Here is a 14,090-nt window from a genome sequence, read left to right on the forward strand (position 1 = left end):
CCGGCCGCCCGCGCGCCGGTGTCACTGCGTGAGCGTCAGGAAGAACTCGACCGACCCGGCGTCCTCCACCGACACGAACCCGAGGTCGGGCGCCTGCACGTCGTAGTCGCTGAAGGTGATCGGCACCGAGCCCGAGGCCTGCACGCCGTCGGCGGTGCGCACGACGGAGATCTCGGTCTGCACCGGCTGGGTGACCCCGGCGAGGGTCATCTCACCGCTGACCGGCACGGTCACCGGCTGGCCGGTCAGCTCCGGCAGGTCGACCGGCGAGGTGAACCGGAAGGTGCCGGTCGGGTTGGCGTCGACGTCCATCACGTTGTCCCGGAAGTAGCCGTCCCGGCGGTCGCTGTCGGTGGTCACGCTGGCCATGTCGACCACGATCTCGCCCGTGGTGAGGTCGCCGCCGACGATCTCCACCTGGCCGCTGACCTGCTCGGTGGTGCCGGCGACGGTGACGTCCGCGCCGTTGAGCACCTCGTCGACCCGGTAGCCCGCGGTGGAGCCGGCGCCGATCGTCCAGGTGCCGTCGACCGACGCGCCGGCCACCGGCGCCACGCCGGTCCCCGCGTCGGCCGGCGCGGCGCCGCTGGGCGCGGCGACGCTCGGCTGGGCCTGCACGGTGCGGGCGGGGGCGGCGTCCTCCTGCGTGGCGGCGTACACGAGCGGGCCGGCCACGGCCCCGACGACGAGGACGGCGGCCACGCCACCGCTGATGAGCCAGGTGCGGCGAGTGGGCACGAGATCCTCCTGGGCAGGTGAGCGTGAAGGTTCATGCAGTGTGGCGCACGAGACTGTGACCTGGCTGTGGGTGCGGCGTGTCGGCCTGGCCCGGGGTGTCGCCGCGGCGCGGCCGAGGAGGGGCCGGGACAGCAGAGGACCCCCCGTGCACCCGCCAGAGCCCGCTTATCCTTGCTGCCTTCCGGCCCTGGGGAGGTTCACAGGGTGACGCCACACGAGGGGTCTGCGTCCACTGTAGAGGACGCCCGACCGCCCCGGACCGGCGGCGCGGGCCCTAGGCTGCGCCCATGACCTCGCGGCGCGCGCTCGTACTGCCCCCGCCGCGCTCCTGACCGGAGCGCCACCGGGCTGACGCCCCCCGTGCCCTGGCACGCGGGGTCCGCACCGCTGCCGTCTCCGGCTCCCGCCATCCGTCCGGAGACCAGCCAGGAGCGTCCCGTCGTGTCCGATGTCGTCCCGTCCCGTCCGAACCCGTCCGCCCAGCACTCCCCCGCCGCACCATCGTCCGGGCCCTCGTCCGGGCGCTCGTCCGGGCATCGGTCCCGCCCTGCACCGGCAGCCCGCCCGGCCCGTGCCTCGCCGCGCGCCCGCGGCTTCCTGCTCGTCGTGCTGGCCGCCCTCAGCTGGGGCACGTCCGGCCTGACCGGGTCGGTGGTCACCGCCCGCACCGACCTCGCCCCGCTGGACGTCGCCTGGCACCGGATGGCGATCGGCGCCGCGGTGCTGGTCGCCGTGCACCTGGCGGCCCGCCACCGCCGGAGCGCACCGGCGGTCCCGGTGACCCGGCCGGTCGTCGTCCGGCTGGTGCTGGTGGCCGCCGGTCTCGCCACGTACCAGACCAGCTACTTCCTCGCGGTGCAGGACGCCGGGGTGAGCATCGCGACGCTGGTCGCGCTCGGTGCGGCTCCGGTGCTGATCACCACGGGCGCCGCCGTCCTGGGCCACGACCGGCCCGACCGGGTGACCGCGGCGTCGCTGGCGGCCGCGCTGGCCGGGCTGGTGCTGCTGGTCGGGGTGTCCGCCGGCGACGACACCGGGGACGCCGTGCTGCAGGGGGCGCTGCTCGCGCTGGGGTGCGCAGGCGCGTACGCCGTCGTGGTGCTGGCCTCGGCGGGTGTGCCCGCCGGTATGCCGACGACCACGGTCGGGTTCGCGCTGGGTGCGGTGCTGCTCACGCCGATCGTGCTGGCGGCCGGGCTGCACACCACCACCGATCCGGTGGCGCTGTTGCTGCTGGTCTACCTGGGGGTGGTGCCCACGGCACTGGCCTACGGGCTGTTCTTCACCGGTGTGCGTCTGGTGCCGGCCGCGGTGGCGTCGATCGTGACGCTGCTCGAACCGTTGACCGCAACCCTGCTGGCGACGGTGTTCCTCGGCGAGCAGCTGGCCCCGGCCGCACTGGCCGGGGGCCTGCTCATGCTCGGCGCCGTCGCGGCGCTGTACCTGCGGAGGATGGGAGATTCGAACTCCCGAGGGCGTTAACCCAACCCGCTTTCCAAGCGAGCGCCATAGGCCACTAGGCGAATCCTCCCGTGCCCGGACAGAGTACCGGGCCGCTCGGGGTGCGCACCGGTGGCCTCGTCGGAGCGTCGACGGGGCCACCGGTGCCACCGTCCGGCCGCCGGCGGCCGCGTCCAGGCACTGCTGGCCTCGTCGTTGCCGAGCGGGTGACCGACACCTCGGTGCTGCCGGGCCGTGCCGGCTCAGGAGGCCGGGATCCCGACCGCGACCGCGGGATGACCGGTGAGCACCTCCTTGACGTGGTCGGCGAGCCGGGTGGCCAGCGCGATGACCGTCAGCGTCGGGTTGGAGTAGCCCAGGCTGGTGGTGAACACCGAGCTGCCGGCGAGGTAGAGGTTGTCCAGGCCGTGCACCCGGCAGTCGGCGTCGACGACGCCCAGCGCGGGGTCCTCGTGCATCCGGGTGCCGCCCATGGGGTGGTGGAAACCGGTCTGGACGGGGTGGGTGATCGTGGTGAAGTCGATCCACGGGTCGAACCGGCCGATCCCCGCCCGGGCGATCTCCGCCTGGAACAGGGTCATGCCCCGCACCAGGTTCTCCTGGTCGTCCGGGGCCCACTCCAGCGAGCAGCGCACCTTCTGCCGGCCCAGGGCGTCCCGGTCGGCGGTCAGCGTCACCTGGTTGTCCCGGTGCGGGGTCTGCTCGGCGGCCACGTGCACCTCGAGCACCCGGAAGCCCGAGCGGTCCGCGTCCGGGCGGGACCAGCCACCCAGGTACCAGGCGTAGCCGCGCGGGTGGCTGTCCCGGGCGGCGGCTCGCTGGGAGAGCTGGCTGCGGACGACGGCGGCCGCGTCGGCCGGAGCCGTGATCAGCGACCAGGTGTGCCGGTAGGGGTCCTCGACCGGCTTGCGCCGGGCCTGCAGCCGCAGCGAGCGCAGCGAGCGCTCGGCCGGGGTGCCGAAGCCGGCCGGCCGCGGGACGAGCACGGCGCCGGTGTTCAGCAGCTCGTGCTCGCGCTTGACGTCCTCGCGCAGGGTCAGCAGGCCGTTGACCATCGAGTCCCCGACGTAGTGCATGTCGTACAGGCCGATCCGGTCGATCAGGCCGCGGTCGGACGGCACGATCGTGCCCATCCGGAACTCGGGGTGGTCGGTCACGTAGCGGCCGACGTTGTCGTGCCGGTTGCCCACGGCGCCCGGCCGGGTCGACTCCGACAGCAGCAGCGTCTGCACGTTCTCGATGCCGCCGCCGGCGAGGACGAAGACCTCCGCGGTGACGGTGAAGGTGCTGCCGTCCGAGCGGCGGACCGTGGCCCGGCGGATCCGCTGCCCGTCGCCGTCGGAGTCCAGCGACACGACCGTGCTGTCCAGCATCACGGTGGCCTGCGGGGCGGCCGACAGGTCGTCGCGGTAGCGGTGGGAGAAGACGTCGCCGGCACCGAACTGCGCCATCCGGGTGATCAGCGGACCACCCTGCAGGGGCAGCTCGGGGGTGGTGGGACCCACCCAGTTGCCCACCTCGTTGTCCATCGAGGTGCCGGTCCAGGTGACGTGCGCGCGCTCGTACCAGGGCGCCAGGTCGTCCAGGCCGATCGGCCACCCGCTCGTCGGCTGCCACGACTTGCGCTCGAAGTCGACGGCCTCGCCGGGCAGTGTGCGTGCGTACACCCGGTCGGTGCCGGGCTTGGTGACGTGCGCCCACGACGTGGCGGTGCCACCGAACTGGCGCCGCCGGCCGCCGGCGATCGCGTCGGTCTTGTAGAACGTCGACTCCATCGTGGCGTCGGCCAGCGCCTGCGCGTCGGCGTCCTCCTCGTACCGGCCGCCCTCGAGCACGAGGATGCGGAAACCGGCGTCGAGGCACTCGTGCGCGACGGTCAGGCCGGCCGGGCCGGCTCCGATGACACAGACGTCGGTGGACACGGTCCGGGGCGAGCGGCGGGCATCTTCGACTGGCAAGGCTCTGCTCCCAGGTGATCCTCGGGTGGACACGCACCCGGGGTTGACCAGGGCCGGTCCATGGTGCGCGATGAGAAGTTGTCCCGTACACCTTGCAGTGCGTGATGCAAGTCACACACTACGCAAGGGTGAGACGCCACGCTCCGCTGCCCGGACAGAGCTCCGGCCGGAGGCCCACCGACACAGGTGCGTCGGCTCCAGGGCACTCCGGCCGGTCAACTGGCGGTGGCGGTGGGATTTGAACCCACGGAGGCTTTCACCTCACCCGCTTTCGAGGCGGGACCCTTCGGCCGCTCGGACACGCCACCGCCGAGGAGACTACAGGCCGCGCCGGGCGCGGAAGAAGGACCTCAACAGCGTGGCGGACTCCTCCGCCCGGACGCCGGCCGTGACCCGCGGCCGGTGGTTCAGCCGCCGGTCCCGGACGACGTCCCACAGCGAGCCGGCGGCGCCGGCCTTGGGGTCGTCGGCGCCGTAGACCACCTGGTCCACCCGGGCCAGCACGCTGGCGCCGGCGCACATCGTGCACGGCTCCAGGGTGACCACCAGCGTGCAGCCGGTCAGCCGCCACCCGTCGCCGAATACCGCGGCCGCCGCCCGCAGCGCCAGCACCTCCGCGTGCGCCGTCGGGTCGCCGCGCTTCTCCCGCTCGTTGGCGGCCTCGGCGAGCACAGCGTCGTCGGGGCCCAGCACGACCGCACCGATCGGGGTGTCGCCCCAGCCGGGCGCGGCCGCGGCCAGCCCGAGGGCCCGCAGCATGGCCGTGTCGACGTCCACGCTCACCCGTCCCCGCCGGCCAGCGCCAGGCCGGTCAGCGCGGAGAGCTCGGCGAGCGCGTCCACCGGGTCGACGACCTTGACCGTGGCCATGCCCATCGCCCGCGCCGGCTTGAGGTTGATGCCGAGGTCGTCGAGGTAGGCGCAGTCGGCGGGGGTCAGCGGCCGCCCGACGGCCGCACCGAGCCGCTGCACGGTGCGCCGGTAGATCTCCGGCTCCGGCTTGCGCACGCCCTCGGTCGAGCTCTCCACCACGACGTCGAACAGGGCCAGCAGCTCACCCAGCTGCCCGGTGCGCTCCATCGGCGCCACGTTGTTGGACAGCAGCGCGAGCGGGAAGCCCGCCGCCCGCAACAGCCGTACCGCGGCCACCACGGCCGGTCGGAGCTCCCCGCGCAGCGCGGCGAGCACCCGGGCGGCGTCCACCCGGTACCCGGCCGCCGCGGCCTCGGCCTCGAAGGCGGCGGAGAACCCGGCGACGTCCAGCTCGTTGCGCTCGAAGCGCGCCCAGGCGTTGGTGTCCGGGTCGGTGCTGTTCAAACGGACCACGAGCCCGGCGGGCAGCCCCGCCTCGGCCTCGTAGGCGGCGAAGGCCAGCAGCGGGCTCTCGGTCAGCACCCCGCCCAGGTCGAACACCACCGCCGAGACGGCCGGCACGCCGCTCACGCGCGTGCCGCCGCGAGCAGCTCGTCGGCGAACCCGACCCGGGCCGCGATGCGCAGCACCATCTCCTCGGCCCACAGGTCGTCGGCGGCCAGCAGCCGGCCCAGCTCGTCGGCCGGCAGCCCGGCGTCGGCGAACACGGCCAGGTCGCCGCCGGGCAGCCCGCCCTCGCCGTCGTCGAAGGCGTCGACTCCCCCCTGCCCGCCCGCGCCGTCCTCGCCGGCGGCCATGCCGTACCGCTCGACCACCTCGGCGGCGAGCACCCACTCCAGCGACGTCACGTCGGAGAGCAGCGCCCGCACCATGCCGCCCGGCCCGTGTGCGAGCACCACGAAGTACAGCCGGGTGTCCACCACGACCACCCAGGGCCCGGGCCAGCCGTGCTCTCCCGGCACCCCGAGGGCCCGCTCCAGCGCCGGCAGCTCGTCCCCGGCGTCCCGGGCGAGGAGGTCGACGGCCCACCGGTCGCCGTCCCGGCGCACCCGGACGGCGAAGCTGGGCAGCAGCGGCCCGCTCATCGCTTCCGCAGCAGGGTCAGGCCGTCGGACACCGGCAGCAGGACGGTCTCGAACCGCTCGTCGGCGGCCAGTGCCGCGTTCAGCTCGACCAGCGCCCGGTCCTCGTCGGTCTCCGGGGCGAGCACCCGGCCGCTGCGCAGGGTGTTGTCCAGCAGCACCACGGCGTTCCCGGTCAGCCGGGGGTACAGCTCCTCGACGTAGCCGGCGTACCCGGCCTTGTCCGCGTCGACGAACGCGAGGTCGAAGGTGGGCTCCGCCGGCAGCGCCCGCAGGCTCTCCAGCGCCGGGCCCAGCCGCAGCTCCACCCGGTCCCCCACGCCCGCGCGCTCCCAGTACCGGCGGGCGACGGCGGTCCACTCCTCGCTGACGTCCAGGCACAGCAGTGACCCGTCCGCGGGCAGCCCGCGCGCGATGGCCAGCGCGGACAGCCCGGTGAAGGTGCCGATCTCCACGGCCCGCCGCACCCCCAGCGCCCGGGTCAGCAGCTGCAGGAAGGCCGCCTGCTCCGGCGGCACCTGGAAGGTGGGCCGTCCCTCGCCCCGCTCGGCCATGGCCTGCGTCTCCGCCACCAGGTCGCGGACGACGTCGTCCGGCGGCTCGGAACCGGCGCGCACGTAGTCGCCCAGTTCCGGGGTGATCAGGAAGGAGCGCGGGGTCATAGCCTGAGATCATGACCGACGCCGGGGCCACCGATCCACCGCCGGACGTGGACTCCGCGCTGTTCGCGGCGCTGGCGGCCGACCCGCTGGCCGCCCACCTGGGCATCGAGCTGGAGCAGGTGCGGCCCGGCTACGCCCGCGCGGCCATGACGGTGCGCCCGACGCTGCTCAACGCGGCCGGAGCCGCGCACGGCGGGGCGACCATGGCGCTGCTGGACGTCGTGCACGCGGCGGTGAGCAACAGCCACGGCACCCTCGCTGTGGCCCAGGACGTGCACACCGAGTTCCTCGCCGCCGGGCGCCCCGGTGACCGGCTGGTCGCCGAGGGCGTGGAGGTGCACCGCTCCAGCCGGACGGCGGTCTACCGGATCGACGCCCGCGCGCAGGACGGCCGGCTGGTGGCCACCGCCCTGGCCCGGGTCTTCCGCCTCGGTACGCCCTGGGCCGCCCCCGTGGAGCCGGCGCCGTGAGCCGGCTGCCGGTGCCGACGCTCCCGGCGCCGCCGGTGTCGGTGCTCGGCCTGGGGCAGCTCGGCGGGTCGCTGGCCGCCGCCCTGGCCGCCGCCGGGCGTCCGGTCTCCGGCTGGGACGTCGACCCGGCCGCCCGGGACGCCGCCGCGGCCGCCGGGGTGCGGGTCAGCGACCGGCTGGAGGGCGTCGTCGTCCTCGCGGTGCCGCTGCCGGTGCTGGCGACCGCGCTGGACGGGCTGGAGCTGGCCGAGGACGCGACGGTCACCGACCTGGGCTCGGTGAAGGTGCCGGTGCAGCAGGCCCTCGGCGCCAGGCTCGGGGACCGCTTCGTCGGCGGGCACCCCATGTGCGGCACGGAGCGTTCCGGGCACGCCGCCGCCGACCCCGCCCTGTTCCGCGGCGCCCGGTGGGCGGTGTGCCTGGAGCCCGGCACGTCGCCGGCCCGGTGGCTGCGGGTCGCCGAGGTCGCCCTCGCCGTCGGCGCCGAGGTGGTGCCGGTCACCGCCGCCGAGCACGACGACGCGGTGGCCGCGATCAGCGCCGTGCCGCACCTGCTGGCCGCCGCGCTCGCCGCCGCGGCGGCCGACGCCGGCCCGCTGGCGCTGTCCCTCGGCGCCGGCAGCTTCCGGGACGGCACCCGGGTGGTCGGCAGCGACCCGGCGTTCGTCACCGCCCTGCTCGAGCAGAACGCCGGCCCGGTGGCCACGGCCCTGGCCGCGGTGCAGCGGCAGCTGGCGCGACCGTGGCCGGAGCTGGTCGCCGACGGGCACGCCGCCCGCGCCGCCTGGGCCGGGCCGGCCGGGCGCCGTCCGGTGCGGGTGCCGCTGGACCGGACGGCCCTGCTGGCCGTGGGCCGGGCCGGCGGCGCGGTCACCGGGCGGCTGGCTGCGTTCGTCGAGGGCTGGGTGCCCGACCGTTGATCGGGGCGCGCGGGCGCTCCGGTCGGGGCAAGCTGGGGGCATGGACGACAAGGACATCCTCAGCCGCATCCACGCCCTCGTCGACGAGGAGCACCAGCTGCGGGAGACCAGCGCCGAGCACGGCGACGAGCAGCGCGCCCGGGTGGCCCAGCTGGAGCAGGACCTCGACCAGTGCTGGGACCTGCTGCGCCAGCGCCGGGCCAAGCGCCAGTACGGCGAGGACCCCGACGAGGCCACCGCCCGCCCGGAACCGCAGGTGGAGAGCTACCTGCAGTAGGCCCCCGGCCGGGGACCCGGGTGTGGGGAGATGATCTCCGGGTAGACGATCACGCGGTCGCGGCGGGTGCCGTGCCGGGGAGGAGCGGACACATGGGGCAGCCGGCGCGCACGATCCGGCGGGCGGTGGTGACCGGGGGCGCGGGCTTCCTCGGGTCGCACCTCTGCGAGCAGCTGCTGGACCGGGACGTCGAGGTGGTCTGCCTCGACAACTTCCTGACCGGCTCGCCGGACAACGTGGCCCACCTGCTGGAGCGCCCCGGCTTCCGGCTGGTGCGCTGCGACGTGACCGACTACGTGCACGTGCCCGGCGAGGTCGACCTGGTGCTGCACTTCGCCTCCCCGGCCAGCCCGCTGGACTACCTCCGGATGCCGATCGAGACCCTCAAGGTCGGCAGCCTCGGCACGCTGCACACCCTGGGCCTGGCCCACGACAAGGGCGCCCGCTACCTGCTCGCCTCGACCTCGGAGGTGTACGGCGACCCGCTGGAGCACCCGCAGCGCGAGGACTACTGGGGCAACGTGAACCCGGTCGGCCCGCGCGGGGTGTACGACGAGGCCAAGCGCTTCAGCGAGGCGCTGACCACGGCCTACCGCACGTCCAAGGGCACCGACACCGGCATCGTGCGCATCTTCAACACCTACGGCCCGCGGATGCGCGCCGACGACGGCCGCGCGATCCCGGCGTTCATCGGCCAGGCGCTGTCCGGGCGCCCGCTGACGGTGGCCGGGGACGGGTCGCAGACCCGGTCGATCTGCTACGTCGAGGACACCGCCCGCGGCATCCTGGAGATGGCCTTCTCCGGCCACGCGGGCCCGGTCAACATCGGCAACCCCGACGAGCTGTCGATGCTGCGCCTCGCCGAGTGGATCGTGGAGCTGACCGGCTCCTCCTCGCCGATCGAGTTCATCGACCTGCCGGTGGACGACCCCAAGGTGCGCCGCCCGGACACCACCCGGGCACGGGAGCTGCTGTCCTGGCGGCCGTCGGTCAGCTCCGAGGAGGGCCTGCGCCGCACCGTCGACTGGTTCGCCACCCGGCTGGAGGCCGCGGCGGTCACCGCCGGCTGACCCACCCCGTCGTCCCCGGCGACAGGACTGACACGAACGGCCCGCAGAGATGGCCATCTTGGCGGGTGGTGCGTGCGTGCAGGGACCGGGACGGCGTGGGTAGCATGCCGGGCGCAGCCGATGCGGAGCCCTGCTCCCCGGCCGCCGCCCACCTGCGGACCGGGCACCCGCGCTGACGCACCGACAACCACGGAGCCGTTTGTGGGGCGTCATGCCCAGCAGCACCCCCGCCGTCGCTGGCCGCTGGCCCTCGCCGCCGCCCTGCTCGCCGTCGCCGTCGCCGCCGGGCTGCTGGTCTGGCAGCGGTGGGACGACACCTCGACCACGGCCGCGGGGTGCCCGGGCGGCCGCACCGTCGAGGTGCAGGTCACGCCGGAGCTCGGTGAGCTGACCGAGTCGCTGCTCGCCGGTGACCGGGCGCTGGCCGACGCCTGCATCACCGCCGACGTGGTGGCGCAGGAGCCGGTGCAGACCGTCGCCGACCTGGGCGCGCTGGACGCCGCGGAGCTGCCGGACGTGTGGGTGCCCGACTCCGCCAGCTGGCTGGCCCGGGTGGGCTCCGGGGGCAGGGCGGGGGCGGAGGTCCCCGGCACCCTGCCGGAGCCGGCCGGGCAGCTCGGCAGCACCCCGCTGGTGCTGGCCACCAGCCGCGCCGCCGCCGACGCGCTGGGCTGGTCGGTCACCCCGCCGAGCTGGGGCCAGGCGCTCACCAGCGGCCGGCCGCTGGCCGCCCCCGGTCTCGGCACGGCCAGCGAGGGTCTGCTGGCGCTGGCAGCGGCCCGCACGTCGCTCGGCGGTGGCCCCGAGGCCGACAACGCCGTGGTGGCCGCGGTGCTGGCCGCCGCGCGGGGCGCCACGCCGCCGGTCGAGGAGGCGGTCGCGGCGGTCACCGGCGGCGGTGCCGACGCACCCGTCGTGGCGATGACCGAGCAGGAGGCGCTGGTGCTGGCCCGGGACGACGCCGACGTGGCCGTCGTGTACCCCGCGGACGGCTCGCCGGTGCTGGACAACCCGGTCCTGCGGGTGGGCAGCCCCGAGCCGGCCCAGCGCGCCGCCGTCGACGCGGTCGTCGCCACGCTGACCTCACCGGACGCCGCCACCGCCGCGCGGCGGGCCGGCTTCCGGGACACCACCGGCCAGGCCCCGGACGGCGCCGGCGGGGACAGCGGGGTCAGCGTGGCGGCCCCGGCGTCCCTGCTGCTCGACCCGGCCGTCGTGGGCCAGCTGCTCACCCGGGTGTCGGGGCTGGCGACGCCGTCCCGGCTGCTCGCCGTGGTCGACGTCTCCACCTCGATGAGCGCCGCCGCGGGCGACGGCAGCCGGGCCACGCTCGCCCGCGACGCCGCCAAGAGCGCGCTGACCCTGTTCCCCGACTCCGCCGCGATCGGGCTGTGGGTCTTCGCCGCCGAGCTGCAGGGCCCCGCGGACGGCGCCGAGGTGGACTGGCTGGAGCTGGTGCCGCAGCGGACGCTGGACGCCGACGTGGACGGCCGACCGCAGCGGGCGGTGCTCTCCGCCGCGCTGGACACCGTGCCGGACCGGCTGACCGGCGGCGGCACCGGGCTGTACGACACCACGCTCGCCGCGGTGCGGGCGTCCCGGGCCTCCTACGACCCGACCGCGGTGAACACCGTCGTGGTCGTCACCGACGGCACCAACGAGGACTCCGCCGGCATCCAGCTGGACGAGCTGCTGCAGACCCTCACCGCCGAGGCCGACCCGCAGCGCCCGGTGGAGGTGGTCGCCGTGGGCCTCGGCCCGGACGCCGACCTGGACGCCCTGGAGCAGGTCGCCGGCGCGACCGGCGGCGGCGCCTACTCCGCCGTCGACCCCGAGGACCTGCAGACGGTGCTCTTCGACGCGCTGGCCAACCGGGACTGATCCCCGGACGGGGGAGGCGCAGCACCGCTACCGGTGCGTAGCATCCGGACCGGCCACCGGGCGGCCCGCGCCCGGACCACCCACCACCCCACGGAGCACCGATGGCGCAGCAGGCCCCGAGCGACGAGCCGGCCGGGCTGCCCCTGGCCGCGCTGCTCACCGCCGCGGTGCTCGTGGTGGCCGTCGTCCTCGGTGTGGTCGTGTGGCAGACCCGCCCGGCCCGCGACGAGGCCGCTGCCTGTGCCCCCCAGCGCGTCGACGTGACCGTGGCACCCGACCTGCTCGCCGCCGTCACCGCCGTGTTCGCCCGGCCGGACACCGCCGACCCGTGCGTGCGCGCCGTCGTCACCGCCGCCGAGCCCGCGGACACCGTCGTCGACCTGCGGGCCACCCGCGGTGCCCGGCTTCCCGACGTGTGGGTGCCGGACTCGGCGATCTGGCCCACCCGGGTACCGGCCGGCCTGACGGCGGTGACCGGCACCTTCGCCACCACGCCCCTGGTGCTGGGCACCAGCCGGGCCGCGGCCGACCGGCTGGGCTGGAGCACCCAGCCGCCCACCTGGGCGCAGGCCCTGCAGGGCGCCGAGCCGGTGGCCTACCCCGACTTCGACCGCAGCGCCGCGGGCGTCGCCTCGCTGGCCGCCCTCTACACGTCGATGGGCGGTGGGGTGGACGCCGACGACGCGGTCATCGCCGCCGTCCTGGCCGGGCTGCGCGCCGGCGACTCCGCCATCGCGGACGCGATGGCCGCGGCGCGGCTCGGCGACCCCGCTGCCCCCGTCGTCCCGATGACCGAGCAGCAGGTGCTGGCCACCGGCAGCGGGTCCCAGCTCGTCGCCGTCTACCCCGCCGACGGCTCGCCCCGATTGGAGGCCCCGGTGGTGCGGGTGGGCGAGGCGACGTCGGAGGGCGAGGGCCGGGCCGTCGAGAGGGTGCTCCGCGCGCTGACCTCCTACGCCGGCCAGGGTGCCGCGACCACGGCCGGCTTCCGGGACGTCGCCGGCTCCGCCCCGCCGGGCGCGGGCAGCACCGGGGACGTGACCACCGCCGAGCCCGCCGTCTTCCTGCTCGCCGACCCGGTGGTGACCGGCGTGCTCGACGAGCTCGACAAGCTGGCCCGGCGCACCCGACTGCTGGCCGTGGTCGACTCCAGCGCCTCGATGGCCGCCCCGGCCGGGGACGGCGGCACCCGCGCCACCCTCGCCCGCGACGCCGCCACCAACGCCCTGGCCCTGTTCCCGGGCAGCTCCTCGATCGGCGCATGGATCTTCGCCTACCGACTGGACGGCGACGTGGACCACCAGGTGATCTCCCCGATCGTCGAGCTGGACGAGGAGGTCGGCGGGCAGACCCAGCGCGACTTCCTGCGCGAGCAGCTGCAGACCCTGCCCGACCGGCTGACCCCGGGCGGCACCGCGCTCTACGACACGACACTGGCAGCGGTGCGCGCGTCCCGGGACGCCTTCGACCCCGACGCGGTCAACAGCGTCGTGGTGATCACCGACGGCCGCAACGAGGACCGGGAGGGCATCACGCTGCCGCAGCTGCTCGGGACGCTCACGGCAGAAGCCGACCCGGCACGGCCGATCGAGCTCATCCTCGTCGGGCTGGGGCCGGACGCCGACCTGCCGGCGCTTCAGCAGATCGCCGCCGCGACCGGGGGCGGCGCCTACTCCGCCGTGGACCCGCGCGACCTCGAGTCGGTGCTGATCGACGCGCTGCGCCAGCGCACCTGACCCCGCCGGGTGTGCCGGCCGCGCGGGTCAGGCGGTGGGCAGCCGGTCCAGGGCGGCGAGCACCTCGTCGACGGTGACCGCCGCCAGGGCCGGGTCGAGCGTGCTGCCGTGCGGGTCACCCGCGCCGCCGTGCACCTCGCCGTGCCACAGCACCACGTGCTGCGGACGGCGGGGCGGACCCCACAGCGCCGGTGACACCGGGCCGAACAGCACCACCGAGGGACGCCGGTAGGCGCTGGCCAGGTGCGCGACCCCGGTGTCCCCGCACACCACCAGCCGGGCCGCCGCCACGACCCCGGCCAGCTCCACGGAGCTGGTGCGGCCGGCCAGCACGGCGTCGGCGTCCAGGCCGGCCCGCCGGGCGACGTCCTCGGCGAGCGCGCGCTCGGCCGGCCCGCCGGTGACCCGCACGTCGTGCCCGGTCGCGGCGAGGTGCGCGGCGACCGCGGCGAACCGCTCCGGCGGCCACCGCCGTCCCGGGTAGGCCGCGCCGGGGTGCACGACGGTGACCCCAGCGGCGACCGGCGGACCGGGCGGGACGGCGAGGTCCAGGGCGTCGGGGTCGCAGGTGACGCCCAGGCCCTCCTCGACCAGCCGGCACCAGCGGCGCACCTCGTGCTCGTCGGGGTACCAGCGCGGCCCGGGGTAGCCGGGACTGTCGAAGGTGAGCAGCCGCATCGGGTGCAGGTCGGCCACCACCACGTGCGACAGCGGGCCCTTGCCGTGCAGGTCGACGGCGAGCTCCGGTGCGGGCCGGTCCCAGTCCAGCGGCTGCAGCTCACCGGCGGTGAGCACCTCGTCGACGGCCTCGACCAGCCCGGCGAGTGGGGCCAGCGCCGGGGTGGTGGCCAGCACCAGCCGGTGCCCGGGCACCGCCGCCCGGATGCCCCGGACAGCCGGCACGCCGGTCAGCAGGTCCCCCAGCCCCAGCGGCCGCAGCACCACCGCCACCGGCGCCGGCAT

The 14,090-nt window shown here is 76.1% G+C and carries 14 protein-coding genes, 2 tRNA genes and 1 other RNA gene; 7 read left to right on the plus strand and 10 right to left on the minus strand.

Annotated elements, in window-relative coordinates:
* Window positions 1–21: 21 nt before the first annotated feature.
* Together G1H19_RS13265 and ffs are read right to left on the minus strand one after the other, a co-directional pair.
* Window positions 22–738: a YceI family protein gene (locus tag G1H19_RS13265; RefSeq protein ID WP_162392929.1), complete on the minus strand. Its 717-nt coding sequence runs from the start codon at window positions 736–738 to the stop codon at window positions 22–24.
* 131 nt (window positions 739–869) lie between these two features.
* Window positions 870–965: signal recognition particle sRNA small type (gene ffs, locus G1H19_RS13270), an RNA gene on the minus strand.
* Window positions 966–1,335: 370 nt separating this feature from the next.
* Between ffs and G1H19_RS13275 the strand changes: the two genes are divergently transcribed.
* Complete coding sequence (locus G1H19_RS13275) at window positions 1,336–2,220, plus strand: DMT family transporter (protein ID WP_152729671.1); 885 nt, start codon at window positions 1,336–1,338, stop codon at window positions 2,218–2,220.
* On the opposite strand, the gene G1H19_RS13280 is transcribed toward G1H19_RS13275, so the two are convergent.
* The 7 genes from G1H19_RS13280 to G1H19_RS13310 all read right to left on the minus strand — a co-directional run bounded on the left by G1H19_RS13280 (window position 2,185) and on the right by G1H19_RS13310 (window position 6,773).
* Window positions 2,185–2,269, minus strand: a tRNA-Ser gene (locus G1H19_RS13280). The genes G1H19_RS13275 and G1H19_RS13280 overlap by 36 nt on opposite strands.
* A 172-nt stretch (window positions 2,270–2,441) precedes the next feature.
* Window positions 2,442–4,121: a GMC oxidoreductase gene (locus G1H19_RS13285; RefSeq protein WP_152729477.1), complete on the minus strand. Its 1,680-nt coding sequence runs from the start codon at window positions 4,119–4,121 to the stop codon at window positions 2,442–2,444.
* Window positions 4,122–4,377: 256 nt separating this feature from the next.
* Window positions 4,378–4,465 (minus strand) — tRNA-Ser (locus tag G1H19_RS13290).
* A 10-nt stretch (window positions 4,466–4,475) separates the two neighbouring features.
* Window positions 4,476–4,934 carry a nucleoside deaminase gene (locus G1H19_RS13295; RefSeq protein ID WP_235928112.1) on the minus strand — a complete coding sequence of 153 codons (459 nt, stop codon included), beginning with the start codon at window positions 4,932–4,934 and terminating at the stop codon, window positions 4,476–4,478.
* Between the two features lie 2 nt (window positions 4,935–4,936).
* Window positions 4,937–5,599, minus strand: a complete 663-nt coding sequence (locus G1H19_RS13300) for an HAD-IA family hydrolase (protein ID WP_235928111.1) — start codon at window positions 5,597–5,599, stop codon at window positions 4,937–4,939.
* Window positions 5,596–6,114 carry a tRNA adenosine deaminase-associated protein gene (locus tag G1H19_RS13305; protein ID WP_162392928.1) on the minus strand — a complete coding sequence of 173 codons (519 nt, stop codon included), beginning with the start codon at window positions 6,112–6,114 and terminating at the stop codon, window positions 5,596–5,598. Before G1H19_RS13305 ends, G1H19_RS13300 begins: the two co-directional genes overlap by 4 nt.
* Entirely contained in the window at window positions 6,111–6,773 is a 663-nt protein-coding gene (locus G1H19_RS13310; RefSeq protein ID WP_152729476.1) for an O-methyltransferase, read from the minus strand. The genes G1H19_RS13305 and G1H19_RS13310 overlap by 4 nt, the downstream gene beginning before the upstream one ends.
* Before the next feature lie 11 nt (window positions 6,774–6,784).
* Between G1H19_RS13310 and G1H19_RS13315 the strand changes: the two genes are divergently transcribed.
* From G1H19_RS13315 to G1H19_RS13340, 6 genes are all read left to right on the plus strand, one after another.
* Window positions 6,785–7,243 (plus strand): hotdog fold thioesterase, encoded by a 459-nt coding sequence (locus G1H19_RS13315; protein ID WP_152729475.1) that lies wholly within the window; start codon window positions 6,785–6,787, stop codon window positions 7,241–7,243.
* Entirely contained in the window at window positions 7,240–8,163 is a 924-nt protein-coding gene (locus G1H19_RS13320; protein WP_162392927.1) for a prephenate dehydrogenase/arogenate dehydrogenase family protein, read from the plus strand. The genes G1H19_RS13315 and G1H19_RS13320 overlap by 4 nt, the downstream gene beginning before the upstream one ends.
* A 40-nt stretch (window positions 8,164–8,203) precedes the next feature.
* A complete protein-coding gene (locus G1H19_RS13325) occupies window positions 8,204–8,440 on the plus strand; it encodes a DUF2630 family protein (RefSeq protein WP_152729473.1) in 237 nt (78 codons plus the stop codon).
* A 92-nt stretch (window positions 8,441–8,532) separates the two neighbouring features.
* The gene (locus tag G1H19_RS13330; RefSeq protein WP_152729472.1) at window positions 8,533–9,510 is read left to right on the plus strand and encodes a UDP-glucuronic acid decarboxylase family protein; all 978 of its coding nucleotides are present in this window, start codon (window positions 8,533–8,535) and stop codon (window positions 9,508–9,510) included.
* Window positions 9,511–9,711: 201 nt separating this feature from the next.
* Window positions 9,712–11,391, plus strand: a complete 1,680-nt coding sequence (locus tag G1H19_RS13335) for a substrate-binding domain-containing protein (protein ID WP_235928110.1) — start codon at window positions 9,712–9,714, stop codon at window positions 11,389–11,391.
* Between the two features lie 101 nt (window positions 11,392–11,492).
* Window positions 11,493–13,127, plus strand: coding sequence for a VWA domain-containing protein (locus G1H19_RS13340; protein ID WP_152729470.1), 1,635 nt, complete (start codon window positions 11,493–11,495; stop codon window positions 13,125–13,127).
* Between the two features lie 27 nt (window positions 13,128–13,154).
* On the opposite strand, the gene G1H19_RS13345 is transcribed toward G1H19_RS13340, so the two are convergent.
* Window positions 13,155–14,090, minus strand: coding sequence for a glycosyltransferase family 9 protein (locus tag G1H19_RS13345; RefSeq protein WP_152729469.1), 936 nt, complete (start codon window positions 14,088–14,090; stop codon window positions 13,155–13,157).

It is taken from the genome of Goekera deserti, from assembly GCF_010685995.1.
GTDB classification, from domain to species: domain Bacteria; phylum Actinomycetota; class Actinomycetes; order Mycobacteriales; family Geodermatophilaceae; genus Goekera; species Goekera deserti.